Source organism: Wolbachia endosymbiont (group B) of Silvanus unidentatus (assembly GCF_964028615.1).
Taxonomy (GTDB): domain Bacteria; phylum Pseudomonadota; class Alphaproteobacteria; order Rickettsiales; family Anaplasmataceae; genus Wolbachia.
The window spans coordinates 424718-441550 of record NZ_OZ034795.1 but is presented as its reverse complement, the minus strand read 5'-3'; the positions used below and the strand labels follow the sequence as shown (position 1 = coordinate 441550).

Below are 16833 nucleotides of genomic sequence, written 5' to 3'. Positions count from 1 at the left end.
TTTGGACGAATTTTGAAGTTACCGTGTATATATATTATGTACACACTACAACGTACCTCTAATTTCTAGTAATGTCAATCTTAACACTCGACCTCGGCAAACAAACTGGCTGGGCAATTCTGACAGATGGAGTAATTGAAAGTGGAAGCAAAAGTTTTCATGGTAGTCGTTTCAGTGGAGGTGGTATGTGCTTCTTGAATTTTCGTAATTGGCTCAATTCTTTGAAAGACATTTCTGCAGTGTATTTTGAGGAAGTAAGAAGACACTTAGGAACTGATGCAGCGCATTGCTACGGCGGTTTTCTTGCCGTTCTCTCTGCCTGGTGTGAGGAGAACAGTATTCCCTACCAAGGTGTTAATGTTAAAACTATAAAACGCTTTATAGCAGGCAAAGGCAATGCAAGTAAGAGTGAAGTTATTGAAGCGATACGTGAAAAAGGTTTTGTACCTAGAGATGATAATGAGGGGGATGCTTTGGCATTAATGTTCTATATTAGTAAAGATTTTAACACGTTAAAAAGCCCATAGAAAATGGGTCCTTTCGGCCAGGCTAGAGGGTTTGGTAGGGTTGACCCCAGGCCTTCTTTAGCGTCAGAGATATTTTGAATATTAACTTTTTAATTATTAAGATATGAATTTAGCAATCCACTACTATCCTGTTGAAAACCTCGTCGAATATAAGCGTAATCCTCGTAAAAATGATGACGTAGTAAATAGAATGTGTGCTTCTATTCGGGAATTTGGCTTTCGTATACCAATAGTTGCAAAAAGCGATGGAACTGTGGTTGATGGTCATTTAAGACTTAAAGCAGCAAGAAAACTTGGTATGGAAAGTATACCAGTGGTTTTAAGTGATAATTTAAATGAACCACAAATTAAAGCTTTTCGATTACTGGCCAATCAATCAGCTAATTGGGCAAAGTGGGATGATGAGCTTTTGAAGGTGGAAATTCAAGAACTAGAAGATTTACAGTTTGACCTTAAAATGACTGGATTTGAATTAGAAAAAGTTCAACATTTCCTTGATGATTTAGATAGTGAAAAAGAAGATCTTTCTGACTTAGCTGTTGATGACAAAAAGGTAACAAAACCAGGTGATCTTTGGATTTTAGGTGATCATCGAATCTATTGTGGTGATAGCTCTGTAGTTGAATCATATAAAGCGCTGTTAGATGATAAAATGGCAGACATTACTGTATGTGATCCTCCGTATAACGTTGATTATGGCGCTAGTCAAGAAAGAGAGGACAAAAAGATACTAAACGATAATCAAGGTGAAAAGTACGAGCTTTTTCTCTATGACATCTGTTCCCATATTTTAGCATATACGAAAGGTGCAATTTACATCTGCATATCATCATCAGAGTTTTCAACGTTGCAAAAAGCATTTGAGGAGGCAGGAGGAAAATGGTCAACATTTATCATTTGGGCAAAGAATCATTTTACGCTAGGAAGATCAGATTATCAAAGACAATACGAAGCAATGCTCTACGGTTGGAAAAGCGGTAATAAACGTGAGTGGCATGGAGGTAGAAATCAAAGCGATCTGTGGTTTTATGATAAGCCAACGCACAATACACTACATCCAACGATGAAGCCAGTAGAATTAATGGAAAGAGCAATAGTTAATAGCAGTAGACCAGGAGACATAGTACTTGATCCATTTAGCGGTTCTGGCAGCACACTAATTGCATGCGAGAGAACAGGAAGAATCTGCAGAACAATAGAGCTAGATTCAAAATTTGTAGATGTAACCATAAAGCGTTGGCAAGTATACACGGGAAGAGATGCCATTTTAGCCAGTACTGGTAAAACCTTTTCAGAGATTCAAGAAGAAAATTCGTAGAAAAGAGGCAAAGGAGGAAAAGAGTGGAAAAAATCACACAAACAGAATGGGCAAGAGAGATAGGAGTATCAAAGCAATACGTCTGTTATTTAGTAAAAAAAGGAATAATTGAGTTGGAGGATGGTTTAATCAATAGAGAACAAGCAAATGAAGCAGTGGCAACAATACGAGATCCAAGTCAGCCACTTAGGAGGAAAAATCCAGAAAACGAAAATACAAGTAACCTCTCCACAATGTTGCTTAAAACTCGAATAAAAAATGAAATGGAACGAGGTAAACTTCTTGAGGCGAAGGCTAAGGCTGAGATAGGAGAACTTGTCTCAGTAGAAGAAGTAAAAACTGAAGCATTTAATGTAGCAAGAGTTGTCCGTAATAATTTGCTTAATATTCCAAATAGAGTTTCAGCACTACTTGCATCACTGAGTGATACTGAAAAGATTCATATGGCGCTAACTGAAGAGATTACAAACTCGCTTGAAGAATTATCTAACACTAAATTTTAAATATAAAATGTCTGCTCACTTAAGTTTAGAATTAATAAAGTGCCTCATTAATCAACCTGGATTAGATGTTAATGTTAGAGGATTAAATGGCAAGACACCACTACATTGCGCTATAGAATTTGACGAATTAAGCATGGTGGATTTGTTACTAACAAAGAAGAATATTAATCCTTTTGTTGAAGACAATGAAGGCAAAACCTCTTTAGATTATGCAAAAGAAGGTGAAAAGACAAGGATATTAGAGGCATTAGTCAATAATAAATATGGCTCTGAGGAAGATAGCTTACTTCATTTAGCTGCAATGATAGGTGAAGTTAATGCAGTTAGATATTTGATAGGAAAAGGTATTGACGTTAATATACGAAATGCTCTGCATCATACGCCATTACATTTGGCAGCTGGTATTGGACATGTAGAAGTTGTAAAGATTTTAGTAAGAGAAGGAAATGCTGAAATAGATGTCTTTGATGCACGAAATCAGACACCAATGCACTATGCAGTTAATAATAAAAAGTTGGAGATAGTAAAGTTACTGCTGAAGCTTGGAGCAGATGTAAATAGCACGCGCATGGGACAAAACTCAATGAAATTGTCGCCTGTGCATATAGCTGTAAGTAATACTAATTATGATGAAAGAGACTTATGTCTTGATATCCTCAAATCCTTAATAAAGGAGCCTAATGCTCAAGTCAATTTGCAAGACTATGAAAATAAAACACCACTACATTATGCTGAAAGACTTAAAACAATAGAAGTTTTACTAACGCGAGAAGATATAGATCCATTGGTAAAAGACGATAGCGGCAAGACACCATTTGATTACGCTAAACCTGAGATAAAGAAGGCTTTGATAAGTAATAAATACGGTTCTGAAAAGAATAGTCTACTCCATTTAGCTGCACAAAGAGGAGAAATTGAGATTGTAGAGTCTATTTTAAAAGAAGAAATTGATATTGACGTTTCAAATAATAAAGGTCTATCACCGATTTACCTTGCTGCAGAAAAAGGGCATTTACATGTAGTAAAGTTACTGCTGAAAAAAGGGGCAAATTACACACCTGTTTTGCATTTAGCAATCAAGTCAAATAATTTAGAGTTACTTAAAGCTTTGTTTAAAGAAAAGAACGTCAAATTACCAGACGAAAGGAGAGTATCTGTAATAAATTCACCAGTTTATTGTGCTCTGAATAGGTGTATAGAACATAGAGAAGTAAAAGTAAGAAAATACAATAATGTGATCTGCATTTTTACTTCAGTAAGTGCAGTAGCAATGGCAGCATATATAGGGTTAACAGCAACAACAATAAGCAGTGCAATCATTTTTGCAACAATAACAGGGGTATTTGCGCTTATTATAGCACTAATGATAAGTGAGATGAGCAAAAGATATATAGAAAAAGAGTTTCAGAAAAAGATGTTTATGGAATTGGAGGAGTGTGGAGGAATAAACTCTACTGTTAACAATATTGAGATAGAACCAATTATGAGTAAATGCAGACAATGATATACGCTAGAGCTTTTTCTGAAGGTTTAAAACCAGATCCAGAGCTTAAAGTATCAGAGTGGGCAAATGAGTATCGAGTTTTAGCGCCAACTGCAGCGTCAGAGCCAGGTAAATGGAGAACGGAAAGAACTCCTTATTTAAAAGAAATCATGGATTCACTATCTCCTTCTTCACCGGCTGAAAAAGTAGTATTCATGAAAGGAGCGCAGATTGGGGGAACAGAAGCTGGCAACAATTGGATTGGCTATATCATCGATCAAACACCAGGACCAATGCTAGTAGTACAGCCAACAGTCGAAATGGGAAAACGTTGGTCGAAGGGAAGATTTGCACCGTTGATAGAGAGTACACCATGTTTAAAGAGTAAAGTAAAAGACCCAAGATCAAGAGACTCAGGCAATACTGTACAAAGTAAGGAGTTTCCAGGTGGAATAGTAGTAATAACTGGAGCGAATAGCAGTGTAGGACTTAGATCCATGCCAGTAAAATATCTCTTTCTTGATGAAATAGATGCCTATCCAGGAGATTCAGGAGGAGAAGGAGATCCAGTGCTGCTCAGTATTGCCCGAACTAATACATTTGCAAGGCGAAAGATTTTTTTAGTGTCAACACCAACGATTCATGGAATAAGCAGAATTGAAAAGGAATTTGAAGCAACAGATAAGAGATATTTTTTTGTACCATGTCCATATTGTAATTACTATCAAGTTCTAAAATGGTCACAAATAAAATGGGAAAATAACGATTCGAAAACAGCACATTATGTCTGCACTGAATGTAGCGGCAAAATAGAAAATCATCAAAAGACAGAGATGCTTGAGCGTGGAGAATGGAGACCTACTAATAGAGTAAAAGGTGAGAAAAAAGGATTTCATCTTTCAAGTCTTTATAGTCCAGTTGGCTGGTATAGTTGGCAACAAGCAGTAGAAGATTTTCTCCATGCCAAAGAAAGTGAACAATTACTGAAAGTTTGGATAAATACAACGCTTGGAGAAACCTGGGTAGACAAAGGAGAAGTACCGGACTGGAAGCAATTATTTAACAGGAGAGAATCTTATCAAATTGGCACAGTACCAAAGGGTGAAGTAGTTCTCACAGCAGGAGTAGATGTACAAAAAGATCGGTTAGAAGTAGAAGTTGTAGCATGGGGAAAAAGCCGCGAAAGTTGGTCAATAGACTACCGAGTATTTGAAGGAGATACTGGGAGTGGGGAAGTATGGGGAAAGCTTTCGGAGCTTCTGAGTCATCATTTTATCGGTGAAAATGGGCTTGAATATATGATAAGTATGATGGCAGTAGATGCAGGATATGCAACACAAGAAGTATACAATTGGGTAAGAGGTCATCAAGGATCTGGAAGAGTAATGGCAGTCAAAGGTGTAAATAAAGCACTAGTGCCGCTTAGCAGCCCAAGTAGAGTTGATATAACAGTTGGTGGTCAAAAGCTAAAGAGAGGAATAAAGCTCTGGCCAGTAGGAGTATCGATATTAAAGTCAGAGCTTTTTCAACTACTTAATGTTTTAAAAAACGGGGAAAAAGAAAAAGTGCCAGCAGGATATTGTCATTTTCCTGAGTATGCACCTGAATATTTTAAGCAACTAACGGCAGAGCAATTAGTCAGTAAAGTAGTGAAAGGATATACCAAACAAGAGTGGCAAAAGGTAAGAGAAAGAAATGAGGTACTAGATTGCCGAATTTATGCGAGAGCAGCATCTATTGCGCTTGGGATCGATCGTTGGCCAGAGAGTAAATGGAATAGTTTAAGTGGGAAAATGGAAAGTAAAAAGCCTAAAAAAGTAAGACAGAGTAAGTGGTTGGAAAATGTATAACGAAGAGTATTTGTTTCAAGTTGAACAAGCAATAAAAAAACTGCAAAACGGAGAGCGAGTAGTATCAATTGCATATGGTGACCATGTGGTGAGATATGCTGAAGTTCAGATAAATGATTTACTAAACTTAAGACAACGTATTAAAGCTGAGCTAAAGATTGTTGGAATGAAACCGAAGAGAAAGATTGTTTTTTCAACGAGTAAGGGAATTGACAAAATTAATTAAAAATGTAATACTATATAGTAGAAATTTTATAACTATAGGAGTTACATGAATATTAAAGAATTACAAGAAGAATTAGTTGGAAAAGTTGCGTTGATTCCTACGGAAAATGATAGAGCTAGTGTTAAAAGAGCACTAGAGATTGTCAATGAGGTAAAAGATCATATTAACGATATCATTGTTTTTGGTGATCAGCGGCTTACAGCTTTAGATTATGTGATTATTGCTGACAGCCAAGGTAGTAATCCAAAAATAAGTGAAAGGCCAAGAATAGGTAATAGAGCATTAAAAGAGCTAGAAGATGCTATTAGAAATATTGGAGGAAAAACATCAGAGGAGCTAGGGCTGGTACGAAACGTCCCCTATAGTCGAGAAGAATTTTTAAGTGCTTCAGAACGAGCATTACAAATTCTTGAAGAGGTACAGAGAGATTCAAATGGTCGAATAGTAAAAGAAACAATTCGTAATTTGGCTCATTCTGCCCTATTTGCAGGTTCGCTCTACCTAGTCTATACATCTGGAAATTATAATGATGAAGAGTTTTCAATGTCTAGGTATTTAACAGGTATATTTGGAATAGGAGTTTTTACTATGTTGCAAGTATCACAGATCATGAGTTGTTTAAGAGAGCTCACTCTTGGTCAACAGGAGAGACAACCTTTTATGAATTTAGAAAACGCCACTGTGCAACCTAATATAGAAGAAAGGAGTCTATCTTAAATTTAAGTGTACTTCTGGTAAAAATTAAATAGAGATGTGCTTGTATAGGAACTGCTTGAATAAATAACAGGTGTTGATAGCTTATTGACTGGATTTTCTAGCAGTTCACTGTAGTTACAAATAGTGCAACAATCTGTTGCGTAGTTAACAATCTAAATGTTACTAAAATCATTCAAACAATTATTCAACAAACCAAAGATAAAAAGCTCAGCATGGGATGCAGCAGGCTCAGGAAGAAGATTTTTTCACTTTCAACCAGAGTTAGGAAGTATAAACAATTTGCTGTCTCAAAACCTTGAAACTTTACGTAGTCGATCACGTGATATGGTAAGAAAAAATCCGTATGCAGCAAATATCATTGATACAATAGTGAGTAACTCTATTGGAACAGGAATAAAACCACAATCAAAAGCAAGGGATGGAGAATTTCGAAAGAAGGTGCAAGAATTATGGCTAAAATGGACAGATGAAGCAGACAGTAGCGGAGTAAGTGATTTTTATGGATTACAAGCTCTAGTATGCAGAAGTATGATAGAGGGAGGAGAATGTTTTGTACGTTTAAGAACGAGAAAGCTGGAAGATAGATTTTCTGTACCATTACAACTGCAAGTACTTGAGTCTGAACATTTAGATAATAAAACAAATCAAACTTTAGGAAATGGTAATGTAATAAGAAACGGGATTGAGTTTAACAGGCTTGGGCAAAGAGAGGCATATTACTTATTTAGAGAACATCCAGGAGAAGGCTCATTTGGAGAATCAGTGAGAGTACCAGCAAATGATGTTTTACATATTTATAGACCATTAAGACCTGGGCAAATCAGAGGGGAGCCTTGGCTTTCTAATATACTGCTGAAGCTTTATGAGCTTGATCAATATGATGATGCAGAATTAGTGAGAAAAAAGACAGCAGCAATGTTTGCTGGATTTATTACGAGACTCGATCCAGAAGCAAATATCATGGGAGAAGGTGAAGCAAGTGAGCAAGGAGTAGCACTATCTGGCCTGGAACCTGGAACAATGCAGCTTTTAGACCCAGGAGAAGACATAAAATTTTCAGAGCCATCAGATGTTGGAGGAAGTTATGAAGCATTCATGAGACAGCAACTGAGGGCAATAGCAATAGGTACAGGAATAACATATGAGCAACTAACAGGAGATTTAACGGGCGTTAATTATTCATCAATCAGAGCTGGATTAATAGAGTTTCGTCGTCGATGTGCTATGCTGCAACACAACATTATAGTATTTCAATTTTGCAGACCAGTATGGAGTAGATGGCTAGAATTAGCAGTGCTTTGTGGAGAACTGAGTATAGATGAAAAAGTAGTAAAAGCAGCGAAAGAAGAAGTAAAATGGATACCGCAGGGATTTGATTGGGTGGATCCGCTAAAAGATCAGCAAGCACAGCAAATGGCAGTAAGGAATGGCTTCAAAAGTCGAGCAGAGGTAGTATCAGAAATGGGTTACGATGTAGAAGAAATTGACCAAGAAATAGCAGAAGATCAAAAGCGTGCTGATTCTCTCAACCTTTTCTTTGATTCTGATGTCAGGACACAAACAAAATAAGTCTCGTTTACTTTATGGAAATTTTACAAACCAACTGGCTATGTAGGCCGATGATGATAGAGCAAAAAAGCTTTGACCTGTTGTCACTATATAACGGAAAACAACCTATCTTGAAAAATATAAAACATGCAGTAAATCAGAATATAGAAAAAACAGCAGTAATAGCAATACATGGAATTTTGACCAAAAAACCAGGGGCTTTTGACGATTTTCTGGGAATGACATCATATGAGAAAATTCAAGAAGAAATAGAAGAAGCATTATCAAACAAAGATATAGAAACTATTCTGCTTGATATAGATAGCTCCGGAGGAGAGGTAAACGGTATATTTGACCTAGCTGACTTTATTTATGAATCAAGAGCAAAAAAGAGGATAATAGCGATAGCAAATGATGATGCATACTCTGCTGCATATGCTATAGCCTCTAGCGCTGAGAAGGTATTTGTGAGCAGAACTTCTGGTGTTGGCAGTATAGGAGTAATAGCAAGTCATATAGATCAAAGTGGGTTTGATGAAAAATGTGGAATAAAATACACAACTATTTTTACAGGCAAGAGAAAGAATGATTTAAATCCACATGAGCCTATTAACTCTGAAGGTTTAAAAAGTTTGAGAGAGGAAATAGATCGTTTATATGAGATGTTCGTCCAGCTAATAGCACGGAATCGAAATCTTTCTATAGAAGCAATCAAATCAACGGAAGCAGGGCTATATTTTGGGGAGAAAGCAGTAGAAATAGGCCTTGCAGACGGAATGACAATTCTTTCATCTATTAATAAAAACAGGAGTATTACTATGAATGAACAAACTACAACTGACCTAGAAACTGATAATTTAACTAATAAAATCAAAAATGACAGTTATCATGCTGAAGTTCTTGAATTAATACGTTTATGCAACTTATCACGAATGCCAGAGAAAATAGGAGAATTTATAGAGCAGAATGTTAGCAGCAAACAAGCACAAGAAATATTAATGTCGATACTTGCAGAACGAACAATGAAGACTGAAATTTTAAGCACATTACCACAGAATTCGTCAGAAGATTTAATGATGCAGGTAGCAAGAAGTCGTGCACAATCTGGCATTTAGAATATTCATAGTATAACAAGAGTAAAAAATAAAGGGGAAAAGCAGAATGAGTACTATAACAGAACAAAATAACCTTGGGGATCTTCTGAAATACGAAGTTTCAAATCTATATTCAAGAGACCAAATAACAGTAGCTAAAGGTCAAAATCTTAAGCTTGGTGCAGTAGTTGCCAAAAAGACGGAAGATGGTTTTATTAGAGTCCTTAATCCCACTGGAACAGACGGCACACAAACAGCAATAGGTGCAATAGTAAGTGATGTAAATGCGACAGAAAATGCCAAAGCAGTAATTATTACTCGTGGTGCAATACTAGCAGATCATGCAGTTGTGTGGCCAGCAAATATCACTGAAGAGCAGAAAGCTGCAGCAATAAAGCAACTTGAAGCACGAGGGATCATTGTCCGCAAGGGAATTTAACTAAAATTAATAGGAAAAAAAGGAGAGAAAAAATGCAAAATCCATTTACAAATACAGCATTTAGCATGACGGCACTAACAAATGCGATGAATATATTGCCGATAAATTATGGACGTGTTGAAAATCTAAATTTGTTTCCAAGTAGGTCAGTAAGATTTCGACATATTACCATAGAAGAACACAACGGAGTATTAAGTTTACTGCCAACACAAGTTCCAGGAGCACCAGCAACAGTAGGAAAACGCGGCAAAAGAAAGGTAAGAACATTTACGGTTCCGCATATTCCACATGATGATGTAGTGCTGCCAGAGGAAGTACAAGGAATAAGGGCATTTGGATCAGAAAGTGAACTTAAAGCGTTGGCAGATGTAATAACTGATCATTTGCAGCTAATGAGAAACAAACATGCAATAACGTTAGAGCATTTGCGTATGGGAGCGCTGAAAGGAATCATTCTTGATGCTGACGGATCAGAATTATTAAATCTGTACAACGAATTTGAAATAACACCAAAAGTAGTAAATTTTGCCCTTGGAATAGCAACAACCGATGTAAAGCGTAAGTGTCTGGAAGTATTGCGGCATATTGAGGATAACTTAAGTGGTGAATATATGACAGGAATTCATGCCTTGGTAAGTCCTGAGTTTTTTGATGCACTAACTTCTCATGCTAAAGTAAAAGAAGCATATGAGAGATGGCAAGAAGGAGCAGCGCTGAGAAATGATATGAGGTCAGGATTTACGTTCTGTGGAATAACGTTTGAGGAATATAGAGGGCAAGCAACCGACCCTGAAGGAACCGTGAGAAGATTTATAGAAAGAGATACAGGTCACTGTTTTCCACTAGGAACAGCGAGCACATTTACAACATATTTTGCACCAGCAGATTTTAATGAAACAGTAAATACTCTTGGACAGCCACTATATGCAAAACAAGAACCAAGGAGATTTGATAGAGGAACTGATTTACATACGCAGTCGAATCCATTGCCAATGTGCCACCGTCCGTCCGTTTTGGTAAAAATAGTAACAACATAGTAGAGCCCTCACGTAGAAAACTCTACTTATGGTTTTAATATGTGTTGAGTATGCTAAAAAAATATAAGGATGCAATATATTTTTAGAAGCTTTTAGAAGTGAATTTGAATGAATAGAAATGGTATGCAGGAAAATGTAAAGAGGTTATTGAAAGATTGTCTTATCCATTTAGGGGAGATAGCTTTATATGAGTCAAAGGATAAGTCATATATGGTACAGGTATTAAAGCAAGAGACAGATAAATTATACGAGATTGGTGAAGGGCAATTTGTGGGGGAGATGTTGATTTTGGAGGTGAGTGTCTTTGATATATTAAAGCCAATGGTAGGAGATATCTTCGTTATTGGTAACTGTAAGTATAAGGTGCACTCACCACCACTTAGAGATAAATCTGGAATGATCTGGCGAATCGAAGCATCTGGGGTGTAAATGTCTATTCATATAGAAGTTAATAGTATAGAAAGTGTAAATGCTAAAAGAGGAAAAATAGAATTAGCAATGGTAAAGGCACTAAACAAAACGGCATTATGGTTAAAAGCGCAAGCAGCTAAGGAAATCAGTGAGGAAAAGAAGATAAAATTAAGTTTGATAAGAAAGAGATTAAGAATTTTTAAGGCGAAAACTAGCAGATTAGAAGTGTTAATTAGAGCAAATCTCTATGACATTAGAGCATCGGCAATTGGCAAAATACAAAAAACAAGAAGAGGATCGAAAGTAGGAAAGCATGAGTTTATAGGAGGATTTGCAGCAGTTATGCCAAAAGGAAATAGCGGTATTTTTAAACGTGAAGGAAGAGCAGCATTGCCAATACAAGAAGTAAAGCTACCAGTGAAACCAGAAGGCTCAAGAATAATAAAAGACCTTGTTAATTATGAGAGTGAGAGAGAGTTTGAGAAATACTTTAAGCATGAGCTAAACTATATTTTAAAGATATGACAAAGTTCTGGATAGATTTACATCAAACAATTTGCAGCACACTGAAGGAAGAAATACCGTCTATACAGACATGTGAAATTTATCCATCGATAAGAAAAGAATTATTAGCGCCAGCGTTATTTGTAGAGCTTGTGAGTTTAGAATCGGGAAAAGATCCAGGAACAGAAGAATTAGCATTGAAAGCCAGGTTTGAAGCGAGGATTGTCGTTGATGGAACAGTCGAGGATTCCTCGGTAGTTGTTAGAACACTAGCTGCTGAGGTTGCGAGAGTAGTAAATAAGAATACTTGGAATATGAAAAATATTTCACCAGGTGAATTTATATCTGCAGAAATTGACGGATTTAGGCCAGAATTGGATGCTTATCTTGTGTGGCTAGTTGAATGGTTTCATGAGGTACACGTGGGTAAATCAGTATGGTCAACTGGCATAATGCCACATGTTATTGAGATAGGTGAAGTGCATGTTAGACCATAGTTTTGCAATTTCAGAGCTAAATAGAAAATTAGCGAATATTATCCGTATTGGATTGGTGAAAGAAGTAGATTATGAAAAAGCAAAAGTAAGAGTTAAAATAGGAGAATTTTTAACAGATTGGTTGCCATGGATAACGAGCAAAGCAGGAAAAGATAGAAATTGGTCTCCGCCAGATATTGATGAGCAAGTAGTTATACTTTCCCCGCTGGGAGAATTATCTTTAGGAGTAGTACTTCCTGGAATATATCAACACAAGTACTCTGCACCAGAAAATAAAAAAGAGGTGAGTAGCTTAACATTTCAAGATGGAACAAAGTTGTCATACGATAAAGATAAACATCATTTAGAGATTGAAGTAGTAGACAAAATAACACTGAAAGCTGGGAGATCGAGCATAGAGATGACGAAGAGAGAAATACAACTGAAAGCAGATAGAATAGAACTTAATTAATTGGAAAAATGAATAAATCAGTTGTACGAGTAGGAGATTATTGTGTAGAAGTAACACCGCATTTTTGCATTAGTGGAAGTAACAATGTTTTTGTAAATGGTAAGCCAATGTGCAGACAAGGAGACAGTTTTAGTGAAGGAGGAGCATTAACTGAAGGATCAAAAACAGTGTTTTCAAATGGTCTTGGTATAGGAAGAGTAGGAGATATAGTTTCATGTGGGTTTAAAGTAATAAAAGGCAGTGAAAGCGTCTTTGCAAAATAGAAATGAAGGGTATGGATGCTAAAACAGGAAAGACGTTAGAAGGAATAGAGCACTTAAAGCAGTCGATAATTGATATACTGACCACTCCAGTAAACAGTAGAATAATGAGGAGAGATTATGGCTCAAGATTATTTGAATTGGTGGATAAGCCAATAAATAGAGATTTAACTTTGGAAATCTATGCAGCAACAGCAGAAGCACTGGGGAAATTTGAGAAGAGATTTAAGTTAGAAAAAGTAAAGATTGCTGAAGCTAAAGAAGGAAAAATGACTCTTGTACTTGAAGGTATGTATCTTTCAGAAGGCAAATTCATAGGTATTAGTGGAGTAGTTGTTTAGAAATGCAGACATCTAATATTATTGAAAAACTAAGCTATGAGGAAATCTTTTCCAGAATGAAGGAGGAGTTAGTGTGTAGAGATGAAACCTTTTCAGCGTTAGTAGAATCCGATCCAGCAATAAAGATTCTGGAGGTAGCAGCATGGCGAGAACTTCTGCTCAGAGAAAGAATAAACGAAGCAATAAAAAGTAATTTATTTAAATTTGCGACAGGAGAAGATCTTGATAATTTGGCTGAATTTTATGGAGTAGAGAGGCAGAAAGAAGAAGAGGATGAACGATTTAGAAAAAGAATTAAAGCAAAGATATTTGGCTGGAGAACAGGAGGAAATTATCGGTATTATGCACTCTCAGCAGATACGAGAGTTAAAGATGCATTAGTAGAATCTCTGGTACCAGGAAGTGTACGAATTTCCATATTATCCACAACACTGCCAGAAGAATTACTAGAAATTGTCAGAAATCAGCTAAACAGGGAGGATGTGAGGATTTTAACAGATACAATAGAAGTGGTAAGTTGCAATATTATAGAAATAGTTATTCACAGTAAAGTTAGCATTAAAAGACCAGATATTATTGAAACAGTGAAGAAGAAATTTATCGAAAAGTTTGAAGCAAGCAAAAGACTCGGATGGAGTATTACAAGATCATGGATTATAGCAAATTTGTTCGTAGAAGGAGTGGAAAACGTGGAATTAATAGAGCCAAGAGAGGATGTTGTGGTACTGGGTAATGAGTGTGCAGTGCTTGGCTACATCAAGTTAGATAGGATTTAAAACGTATTTTTTTGCTTTGTGGAATCATAAAAGTTTCACCAGTGAGAGGATTATGTGCAATAAGTGGTTTAAGGTTTACTGGATAAAAATGACCAATGTTATGCAGACGAAAAGATTCTCCTTCTCCTAGCTGTTGCAACTTATTTTTTAAGGTATTAACAATATAGTCAAATATCAAAGAAAGTATTTTTAATACCGAGAATATCTTTGTTTTTTATCAGTTCTGCAATGATCTCTTGCTTACTCATATGTTATCTAAATAAAAGAAAGTTAAAGCAACGTGAAAGAAAAGACAAATGAAAAGTTTATTACCGCCAAACGCAACAAAGCAAGAGCAAGCACTGGTTGATGCAATAGATTATAAGGTTGATCCAAGCTGTATCAAAGGATTTAAGTTTAATCTTAAAGAAGAAACATTGCCGTGGTTGATTGAGGAATATGAATTGGGGGAAATTCTACGCTGGGTAAAAGATAAAAGAAGAGCTATAGTAGAAGGAGTAAAATTTCAGCGTTTAAGAGGAACCCCAGCATCACTCAAAATAGCACTAAAGTGGGCAAATATAGAAGATATTACAATCATTGAGGAGCCACCTGGAAAACATTTTTTTGAACTGCAGATAGGGATAAGGGATGTTCCAAATAACTTTTTTGTGGATGCAGTAGTAGAACTTGCAAAACTATCGTTACCAGCAAGATCGCGGCTAATGAGGATTTTCAATGATCACTATAACGTTGATAGGTTTATTTTAGATGAAAGTTTATTCGGCAGCTTATTGTCAGACTATTCAGGTAGAAAAGTTGAAAAAGATGGACCAGTGTTGTCATTTGGTAGAAAGAACGCATTTGAGCTAAAAATCTTAAATCCAAGTTTTAAGTTTAGTACTTTTCGTGTTCATTATGAGCAAGCATTTAGTAATGATGTATATCGGTTAGATGTGGCAGTACTTGGAGAAACAGAGCCTCACACAAAGGATTACAAAGGCATCTATGAAAGAAGTCATCAGTGGTACAACTTAAAAGCACTATATCCACTACCACAGAGTTTATTACCAGAAATAAAGTTTGCGAAAGCGCAAGTTATATTATCGGACAGTTGGAATTTGGGAGAAATAAATGGGTGCTTTCCAGTAAGTAGCGTAGAAGAAAAAGGAAATAAATTTTTACTAGGGGATAGCAAATTATCTGAAGAACTGTGGAACTTAAAGTATAAGCCAATTTTAGAAAGGTTTAGCGTTACTCACCACTACAAGGTAGAAGATTTTACCAACCAGAAAGTTATAAGATTTGGTTTAGCAGAACACAACGTTTACTATAAAAATGATTTGGATTCAGAGCAAAAAGACTCAATACACGAATTAGAAAAGCACATTTTAGTATTTTATCCAGGAGTACTGAAATGGCACGAACATCGACATTTGAACAGAAGTTGGAAAAGTAGTCAAGTTATATCTATAATAAGTTAAGTACTTATATTTAGATCCTCATATATTATATTAATAATAGGTTAAAATGTATGAAATAAAAAGAAAAGGACTTGCTTTCTCATGCTAAAAAGGACATGACTTGAATAGCAGCAGGTAAATATAAGAAATTTGTCTGGCGCTAGAAAAGCTAATTTTGTGAGGTATGAAATGAGTTTTAGCAAGAGTAAGTTTTTTAAAGAAGTATCAAGTAACGGATTTAAAGACATTAATAAAAGAAATGAAGAAGGAGAGACGATCTTGCATCAAGCATCTGATTACAAAACAGTGAGATTATTAATAAAAAAAGGAGCAGAGGTAAATGCAAGAGATAAAAATGGTTATACACCTCTACACTGTGCAGTATTCGCAAAGAGTTTAGAAAATGTAAAAGTGCTGCTAAGGTCGGGAGCAGAAGTAAATGCCACTCAATATGTCACTGGATGTACGCCACTCCACTCTGCGTGCAAGATGGGAGGAGCAGGAGTTGAAATAATAAAAGAGCTGGTAAAGGCTGGAGCTGAAGTTAATCAACTGAATAAGTACGGCGCAACGCCAATGTATTACATCTGGGAAAGTGAAAAGTATCGTCTATGTGATAGCAAAGAGAGTGAAAAGGCGAGTAAATTTTTGAGAGAAAAAGGAGGAATAACAAAAAGTAGAGAACTGACGTGCTATGGAATAGAGAGGATAGTGGGAGAAATAGCAGACATGCTGAATGGGAGCTATATGCCGGAGCTAAAAATAATAGAGATAGAAGAAATAAGAAAGAGAGACAAATCACTAATAAAGGAAGAATGTGAAAATTTAGCAAGCAAAATAATGAGCCAAGTAAATGAGATGATAGATGAGGTGGTGAAAAGGAGGGCTTAGAAAAGGGATTAAAATTCAAAGAAAAGGTGAGGTAGGTCATGAGTAAAAAAGGAAAAGAGGAGTCACTATTAGAGAACTCATATAAAAATATTTATGCAAGAGACGAGAATGGAAGGACAGTTTTACATTATGCAGTAGACGCAAAAACAGTGAGGTTATTAGTTGAAAAAGGAGTGAATGTGAATGCAGCAGATGTAGAAGGATACACAGCACTGCACCTAGCGGTAACGGAGAAACGTCTAGAAATCGTGAGGGAATTGATAAAATCAGGAGCAGACGTAAATGCTGAGGAATATGGAAATAAATGCATACCTCTACACCTTGCGTGCATGGTAGGTGAAAAAGAAATAGTGGAGGAGCTGGTAAAAGCTGGAGGAGAAATAGAACAAGAGGATGAATGTGGGATGACAGCAATAGATTATGCAAAAAATAGTAAAGAAGTAACTGAAGTATTGAAAAAAGAAACGGACAGAATTGAAAAGTTATTTGAACAAATAGAACCTTCTATGAGAGGCTGA

Annotated in this window: 22 protein-coding genes; 21 read left to right on the top strand and 1 reads right to left on the bottom strand. The window is 36.2% G+C overall.

The window, feature by feature from the left end; genetic code table 11:
• The first annotated feature begins 71 nt into the window (after nt 1-71).
• The 18 genes from ABWU65_RS02000 (at nt 72) to ABWU65_RS01915 (ending at nt 13982) form a co-directional block, all read left to right on the top strand.
• Nucleotides 72-527 (top strand): Holliday junction resolvase, encoded by a 456-nt coding sequence (locus tag ABWU65_RS02000; RefSeq protein ID WP_353280169.1) that lies wholly within the window; start codon nt 72-74, stop codon nt 525-527.
• Between the two features lie 103 nt (nt 528-630).
• The gene (locus ABWU65_RS01995) at nt 631-1845 is read left to right on the top strand and encodes a DNA modification methylase (RefSeq protein WP_353280168.1); all 1215 of its coding nucleotides are present in this window, start codon (nt 631-633) and stop codon (nt 1843-1845) included.
• A gap of 23 nt (nt 1846-1868) precedes the next feature.
• On the top strand, nt 1869-2348 hold the full coding sequence (locus ABWU65_RS01990) for a hypothetical protein (RefSeq protein ID WP_353280166.1): 480 nt from the start codon (nt 1869-1871) through the stop codon (nt 2346-2348).
• Nucleotides 2349-2355: 7 nt separating this feature from the next.
• Nucleotides 2356-3852, top strand: a complete 1497-nt coding sequence (locus tag ABWU65_RS01985; protein ID WP_353272097.1) for an ankyrin repeat domain-containing protein — start codon at nt 2356-2358, stop codon at nt 3850-3852.
• A complete protein-coding gene (locus tag ABWU65_RS01980) occupies nt 3849-5681 on the top strand; it encodes a phage terminase large subunit family protein (RefSeq protein WP_353280164.1) in 1833 nt (610 codons plus the stop codon). The genes ABWU65_RS01985 and ABWU65_RS01980 overlap by 4 nt, the downstream gene beginning before the upstream one ends.
• Nucleotides 5674-5907, top strand: coding sequence for a gpW family head-tail joining protein (locus ABWU65_RS01975; protein ID WP_353280163.1), 234 nt, complete (start codon nt 5674-5676; stop codon nt 5905-5907). The genes ABWU65_RS01980 and ABWU65_RS01975 overlap by 8 nt, the downstream gene beginning before the upstream one ends.
• A gap of 45 nt (nt 5908-5952) precedes the next feature.
• Nucleotides 5953-6624: a hypothetical protein gene (locus tag ABWU65_RS01970; protein ID WP_353280161.1), complete on the top strand. Its 672-nt coding sequence runs from the start codon at nt 5953-5955 to the stop codon at nt 6622-6624.
• Nucleotides 6625-6780: 156 nt separating this feature from the next.
• Nucleotides 6781-8193 carry a phage portal protein gene (locus ABWU65_RS01965; protein ID WP_353280159.1) on the top strand — a complete coding sequence of 471 codons (1413 nt, stop codon included), beginning with the start codon at nt 6781-6783 and terminating at the stop codon, nt 8191-8193.
• Nucleotides 8194-8207: 14 nt separating this feature from the next.
• Nucleotides 8208-9287, top strand: a complete 1080-nt coding sequence (locus tag ABWU65_RS01960) for a S49 family peptidase (RefSeq protein WP_264687030.1) — start codon at nt 8208-8210, stop codon at nt 9285-9287.
• A 46-nt stretch (nt 9288-9333) separates the two neighbouring features.
• Nucleotides 9334-9705, top strand: a complete 372-nt coding sequence (locus ABWU65_RS01955; RefSeq protein ID WP_353280157.1) for a head decoration protein — start codon at nt 9334-9336, stop codon at nt 9703-9705.
• 32 nt (nt 9706-9737) lie between these two features.
• A complete protein-coding gene (locus ABWU65_RS01950) occupies nt 9738-10742 on the top strand; it encodes a major capsid protein (RefSeq protein ID WP_353280155.1) in 1005 nt (334 codons plus the stop codon).
• Nucleotides 10743-10865: 123 nt separating this feature from the next.
• On the top strand, nt 10866-11171 hold the full coding sequence (locus ABWU65_RS01945) for a hypothetical protein (protein ID WP_353280624.1): 306 nt from the start codon (nt 10866-10868) through the stop codon (nt 11169-11171).
• Nucleotides 11172-11678, top strand: coding sequence for a phage tail protein (locus tag ABWU65_RS01940; RefSeq protein WP_353280154.1), 507 nt, complete (start codon nt 11172-11174; stop codon nt 11676-11678).
• On the top strand, nt 11675-12154 hold the full coding sequence (locus ABWU65_RS01935; RefSeq protein ID WP_353280152.1) for a hypothetical protein: 480 nt from the start codon (nt 11675-11677) through the stop codon (nt 12152-12154). The genes ABWU65_RS01940 and ABWU65_RS01935 overlap by 4 nt, the downstream gene beginning before the upstream one ends.
• Complete coding sequence (locus ABWU65_RS01930; protein ID WP_353280151.1) at nt 12141-12605, top strand: phage baseplate assembly protein V; 465 nt, start codon at nt 12141-12143, stop codon at nt 12603-12605. Before ABWU65_RS01935 ends, ABWU65_RS01930 begins: the two co-directional genes overlap by 14 nt.
• An 8-nt stretch (nt 12606-12613) precedes the next feature.
• Complete coding sequence (locus ABWU65_RS01925) at nt 12614-12868, top strand: PAAR domain-containing protein (RefSeq protein WP_353280150.1); 255 nt, start codon at nt 12614-12616, stop codon at nt 12866-12868.
• A 2-nt stretch (nt 12869-12870) separates the two neighbouring features.
• A complete protein-coding gene (locus ABWU65_RS01920; RefSeq protein WP_353280149.1) occupies nt 12871-13206 on the top strand; it encodes a GPW/gp25 family protein in 336 nt (111 codons plus the stop codon).
• Nucleotides 13207-13208: 2 nt separating this feature from the next.
• Nucleotides 13209-13982 (top strand): baseplate J/gp47 family protein, encoded by a 774-nt coding sequence (locus tag ABWU65_RS01915; RefSeq protein WP_353280148.1) that lies wholly within the window; start codon nt 13209-13211, stop codon nt 13980-13982.
• Here ABWU65_RS01915 and ABWU65_RS01910 read toward each other — a convergent pair.
• Complete coding sequence (locus tag ABWU65_RS01910) at nt 13963-14121, bottom strand: HU family DNA-binding protein (RefSeq protein WP_353280623.1); 159 nt, start codon at nt 14119-14121, stop codon at nt 13963-13965. The genes ABWU65_RS01915 and ABWU65_RS01910 overlap by 20 nt on opposite strands.
• 157 nt (nt 14122-14278) lie before the next feature.
• Here ABWU65_RS01910 and ABWU65_RS01905 point away from each other — a divergent pair, with 157 nt between their 5' ends.
• From ABWU65_RS01905 to ABWU65_RS01895, 3 genes are all read left to right on the top strand, one after another.
• Nucleotides 14279-15445 carry a phage tail protein gene (locus tag ABWU65_RS01905; protein ID WP_353280146.1) on the top strand — a complete coding sequence of 389 codons (1167 nt, stop codon included), beginning with the start codon at nt 14279-14281 and terminating at the stop codon, nt 15443-15445.
• 168 nt (nt 15446-15613) lie between these two features.
• Complete coding sequence (locus tag ABWU65_RS01900; protein ID WP_353280145.1) at nt 15614-16315, top strand: ankyrin repeat domain-containing protein; 702 nt, start codon at nt 15614-15616, stop codon at nt 16313-16315.
• Between the two features lie 38 nt (nt 16316-16353).
• Nucleotides 16354-16833, top strand: coding sequence for an ankyrin repeat domain-containing protein (locus ABWU65_RS01895; RefSeq protein ID WP_353280143.1), 480 nt, complete (start codon nt 16354-16356; stop codon nt 16831-16833).

Bases quoted from the DNA above. Each gene is read 5' to 3' on its own strand.
- ABWU65_RS01915 (WP_353280148.1), top strand. From the start codon at position 13,209: ATGCAGACATCTAATATTATTGAAAAACTAAGCTATGAGGAAATCTTT.
- ABWU65_RS01950 (WP_353280155.1), top strand. From the start codon at position 9,738: ATGCAAAATCCATTTACAAATACAGCATTTAGCATGACGGCACTAACA.
- ABWU65_RS01970 (WP_353280161.1), top strand. From the start codon at position 5,953: ATGAATATTAAAGAATTACAAGAAGAATTAGTTGGAAAAGTTGCGTTG.
- ABWU65_RS01895 (WP_353280143.1), top strand. From the start codon at position 16,354: ATGAGTAAAAAAGGAAAAGAGGAGTCACTATTAGAGAACTCATATAAA.
- ABWU65_RS01905 (WP_353280146.1), top strand. From the start codon at position 14,279: ATGAAAAGTTTATTACCGCCAAACGCAACAAAGCAAGAGCAAGCACTG.
- ABWU65_RS01945 (WP_353280624.1), top strand. From the start codon at position 10,866: ATGCAGGAAAATGTAAAGAGGTTATTGAAAGATTGTCTTATCCATTTA.
- ABWU65_RS01940 (WP_353280154.1), top strand. From the start codon at position 11,172: ATGTCTATTCATATAGAAGTTAATAGTATAGAAAGTGTAAATGCTAAA.
- ABWU65_RS01925 (WP_353280150.1), top strand. From the start codon at position 12,614: ATGAATAAATCAGTTGTACGAGTAGGAGATTATTGTGTAGAAGTAACA.
- ABWU65_RS01920 (WP_353280149.1), top strand. From the start codon at position 12,871: ATGAAGGGTATGGATGCTAAAACAGGAAAGACGTTAGAAGGAATAGAG.
- ABWU65_RS01930 (WP_353280151.1), top strand. From the start codon at position 12,141: ATGTTAGACCATAGTTTTGCAATTTCAGAGCTAAATAGAAAATTAGCG.
- ABWU65_RS01995 (WP_353280168.1), top strand. From the start codon at position 631: ATGAATTTAGCAATCCACTACTATCCTGTTGAAAACCTCGTCGAATAT.
- ABWU65_RS01985 (WP_353272097.1), top strand. From the start codon at position 2,356: ATGTCTGCTCACTTAAGTTTAGAATTAATAAAGTGCCTCATTAATCAA.
- ABWU65_RS01980 (WP_353280164.1), top strand. From the start codon at position 3,849: ATGATATACGCTAGAGCTTTTTCTGAAGGTTTAAAACCAGATCCAGAG.
- ABWU65_RS01960 (WP_264687030.1), top strand. From the start codon at position 8,208: ATGGAAATTTTACAAACCAACTGGCTATGTAGGCCGATGATGATAGAG.
- ABWU65_RS02000 (WP_353280169.1), top strand. From the start codon at position 72: ATGTCAATCTTAACACTCGACCTCGGCAAACAAACTGGCTGGGCAATT.
- ABWU65_RS01935 (WP_353280152.1), top strand. From the start codon at position 11,675: ATGACAAAGTTCTGGATAGATTTACATCAAACAATTTGCAGCACACTG.
- ABWU65_RS01955 (WP_353280157.1), top strand. From the start codon at position 9,334: ATGAGTACTATAACAGAACAAAATAACCTTGGGGATCTTCTGAAATAC.
- ABWU65_RS01900 (WP_353280145.1), top strand. From the start codon at position 15,614: ATGAGTTTTAGCAAGAGTAAGTTTTTTAAAGAAGTATCAAGTAACGGA.
- ABWU65_RS01975 (WP_353280163.1), top strand. From the start codon at position 5,674: ATGTATAACGAAGAGTATTTGTTTCAAGTTGAACAAGCAATAAAAAAA.
- ABWU65_RS01965 (WP_353280159.1), top strand. From the start codon at position 6,781: ATGTTACTAAAATCATTCAAACAATTATTCAACAAACCAAAGATAAAA.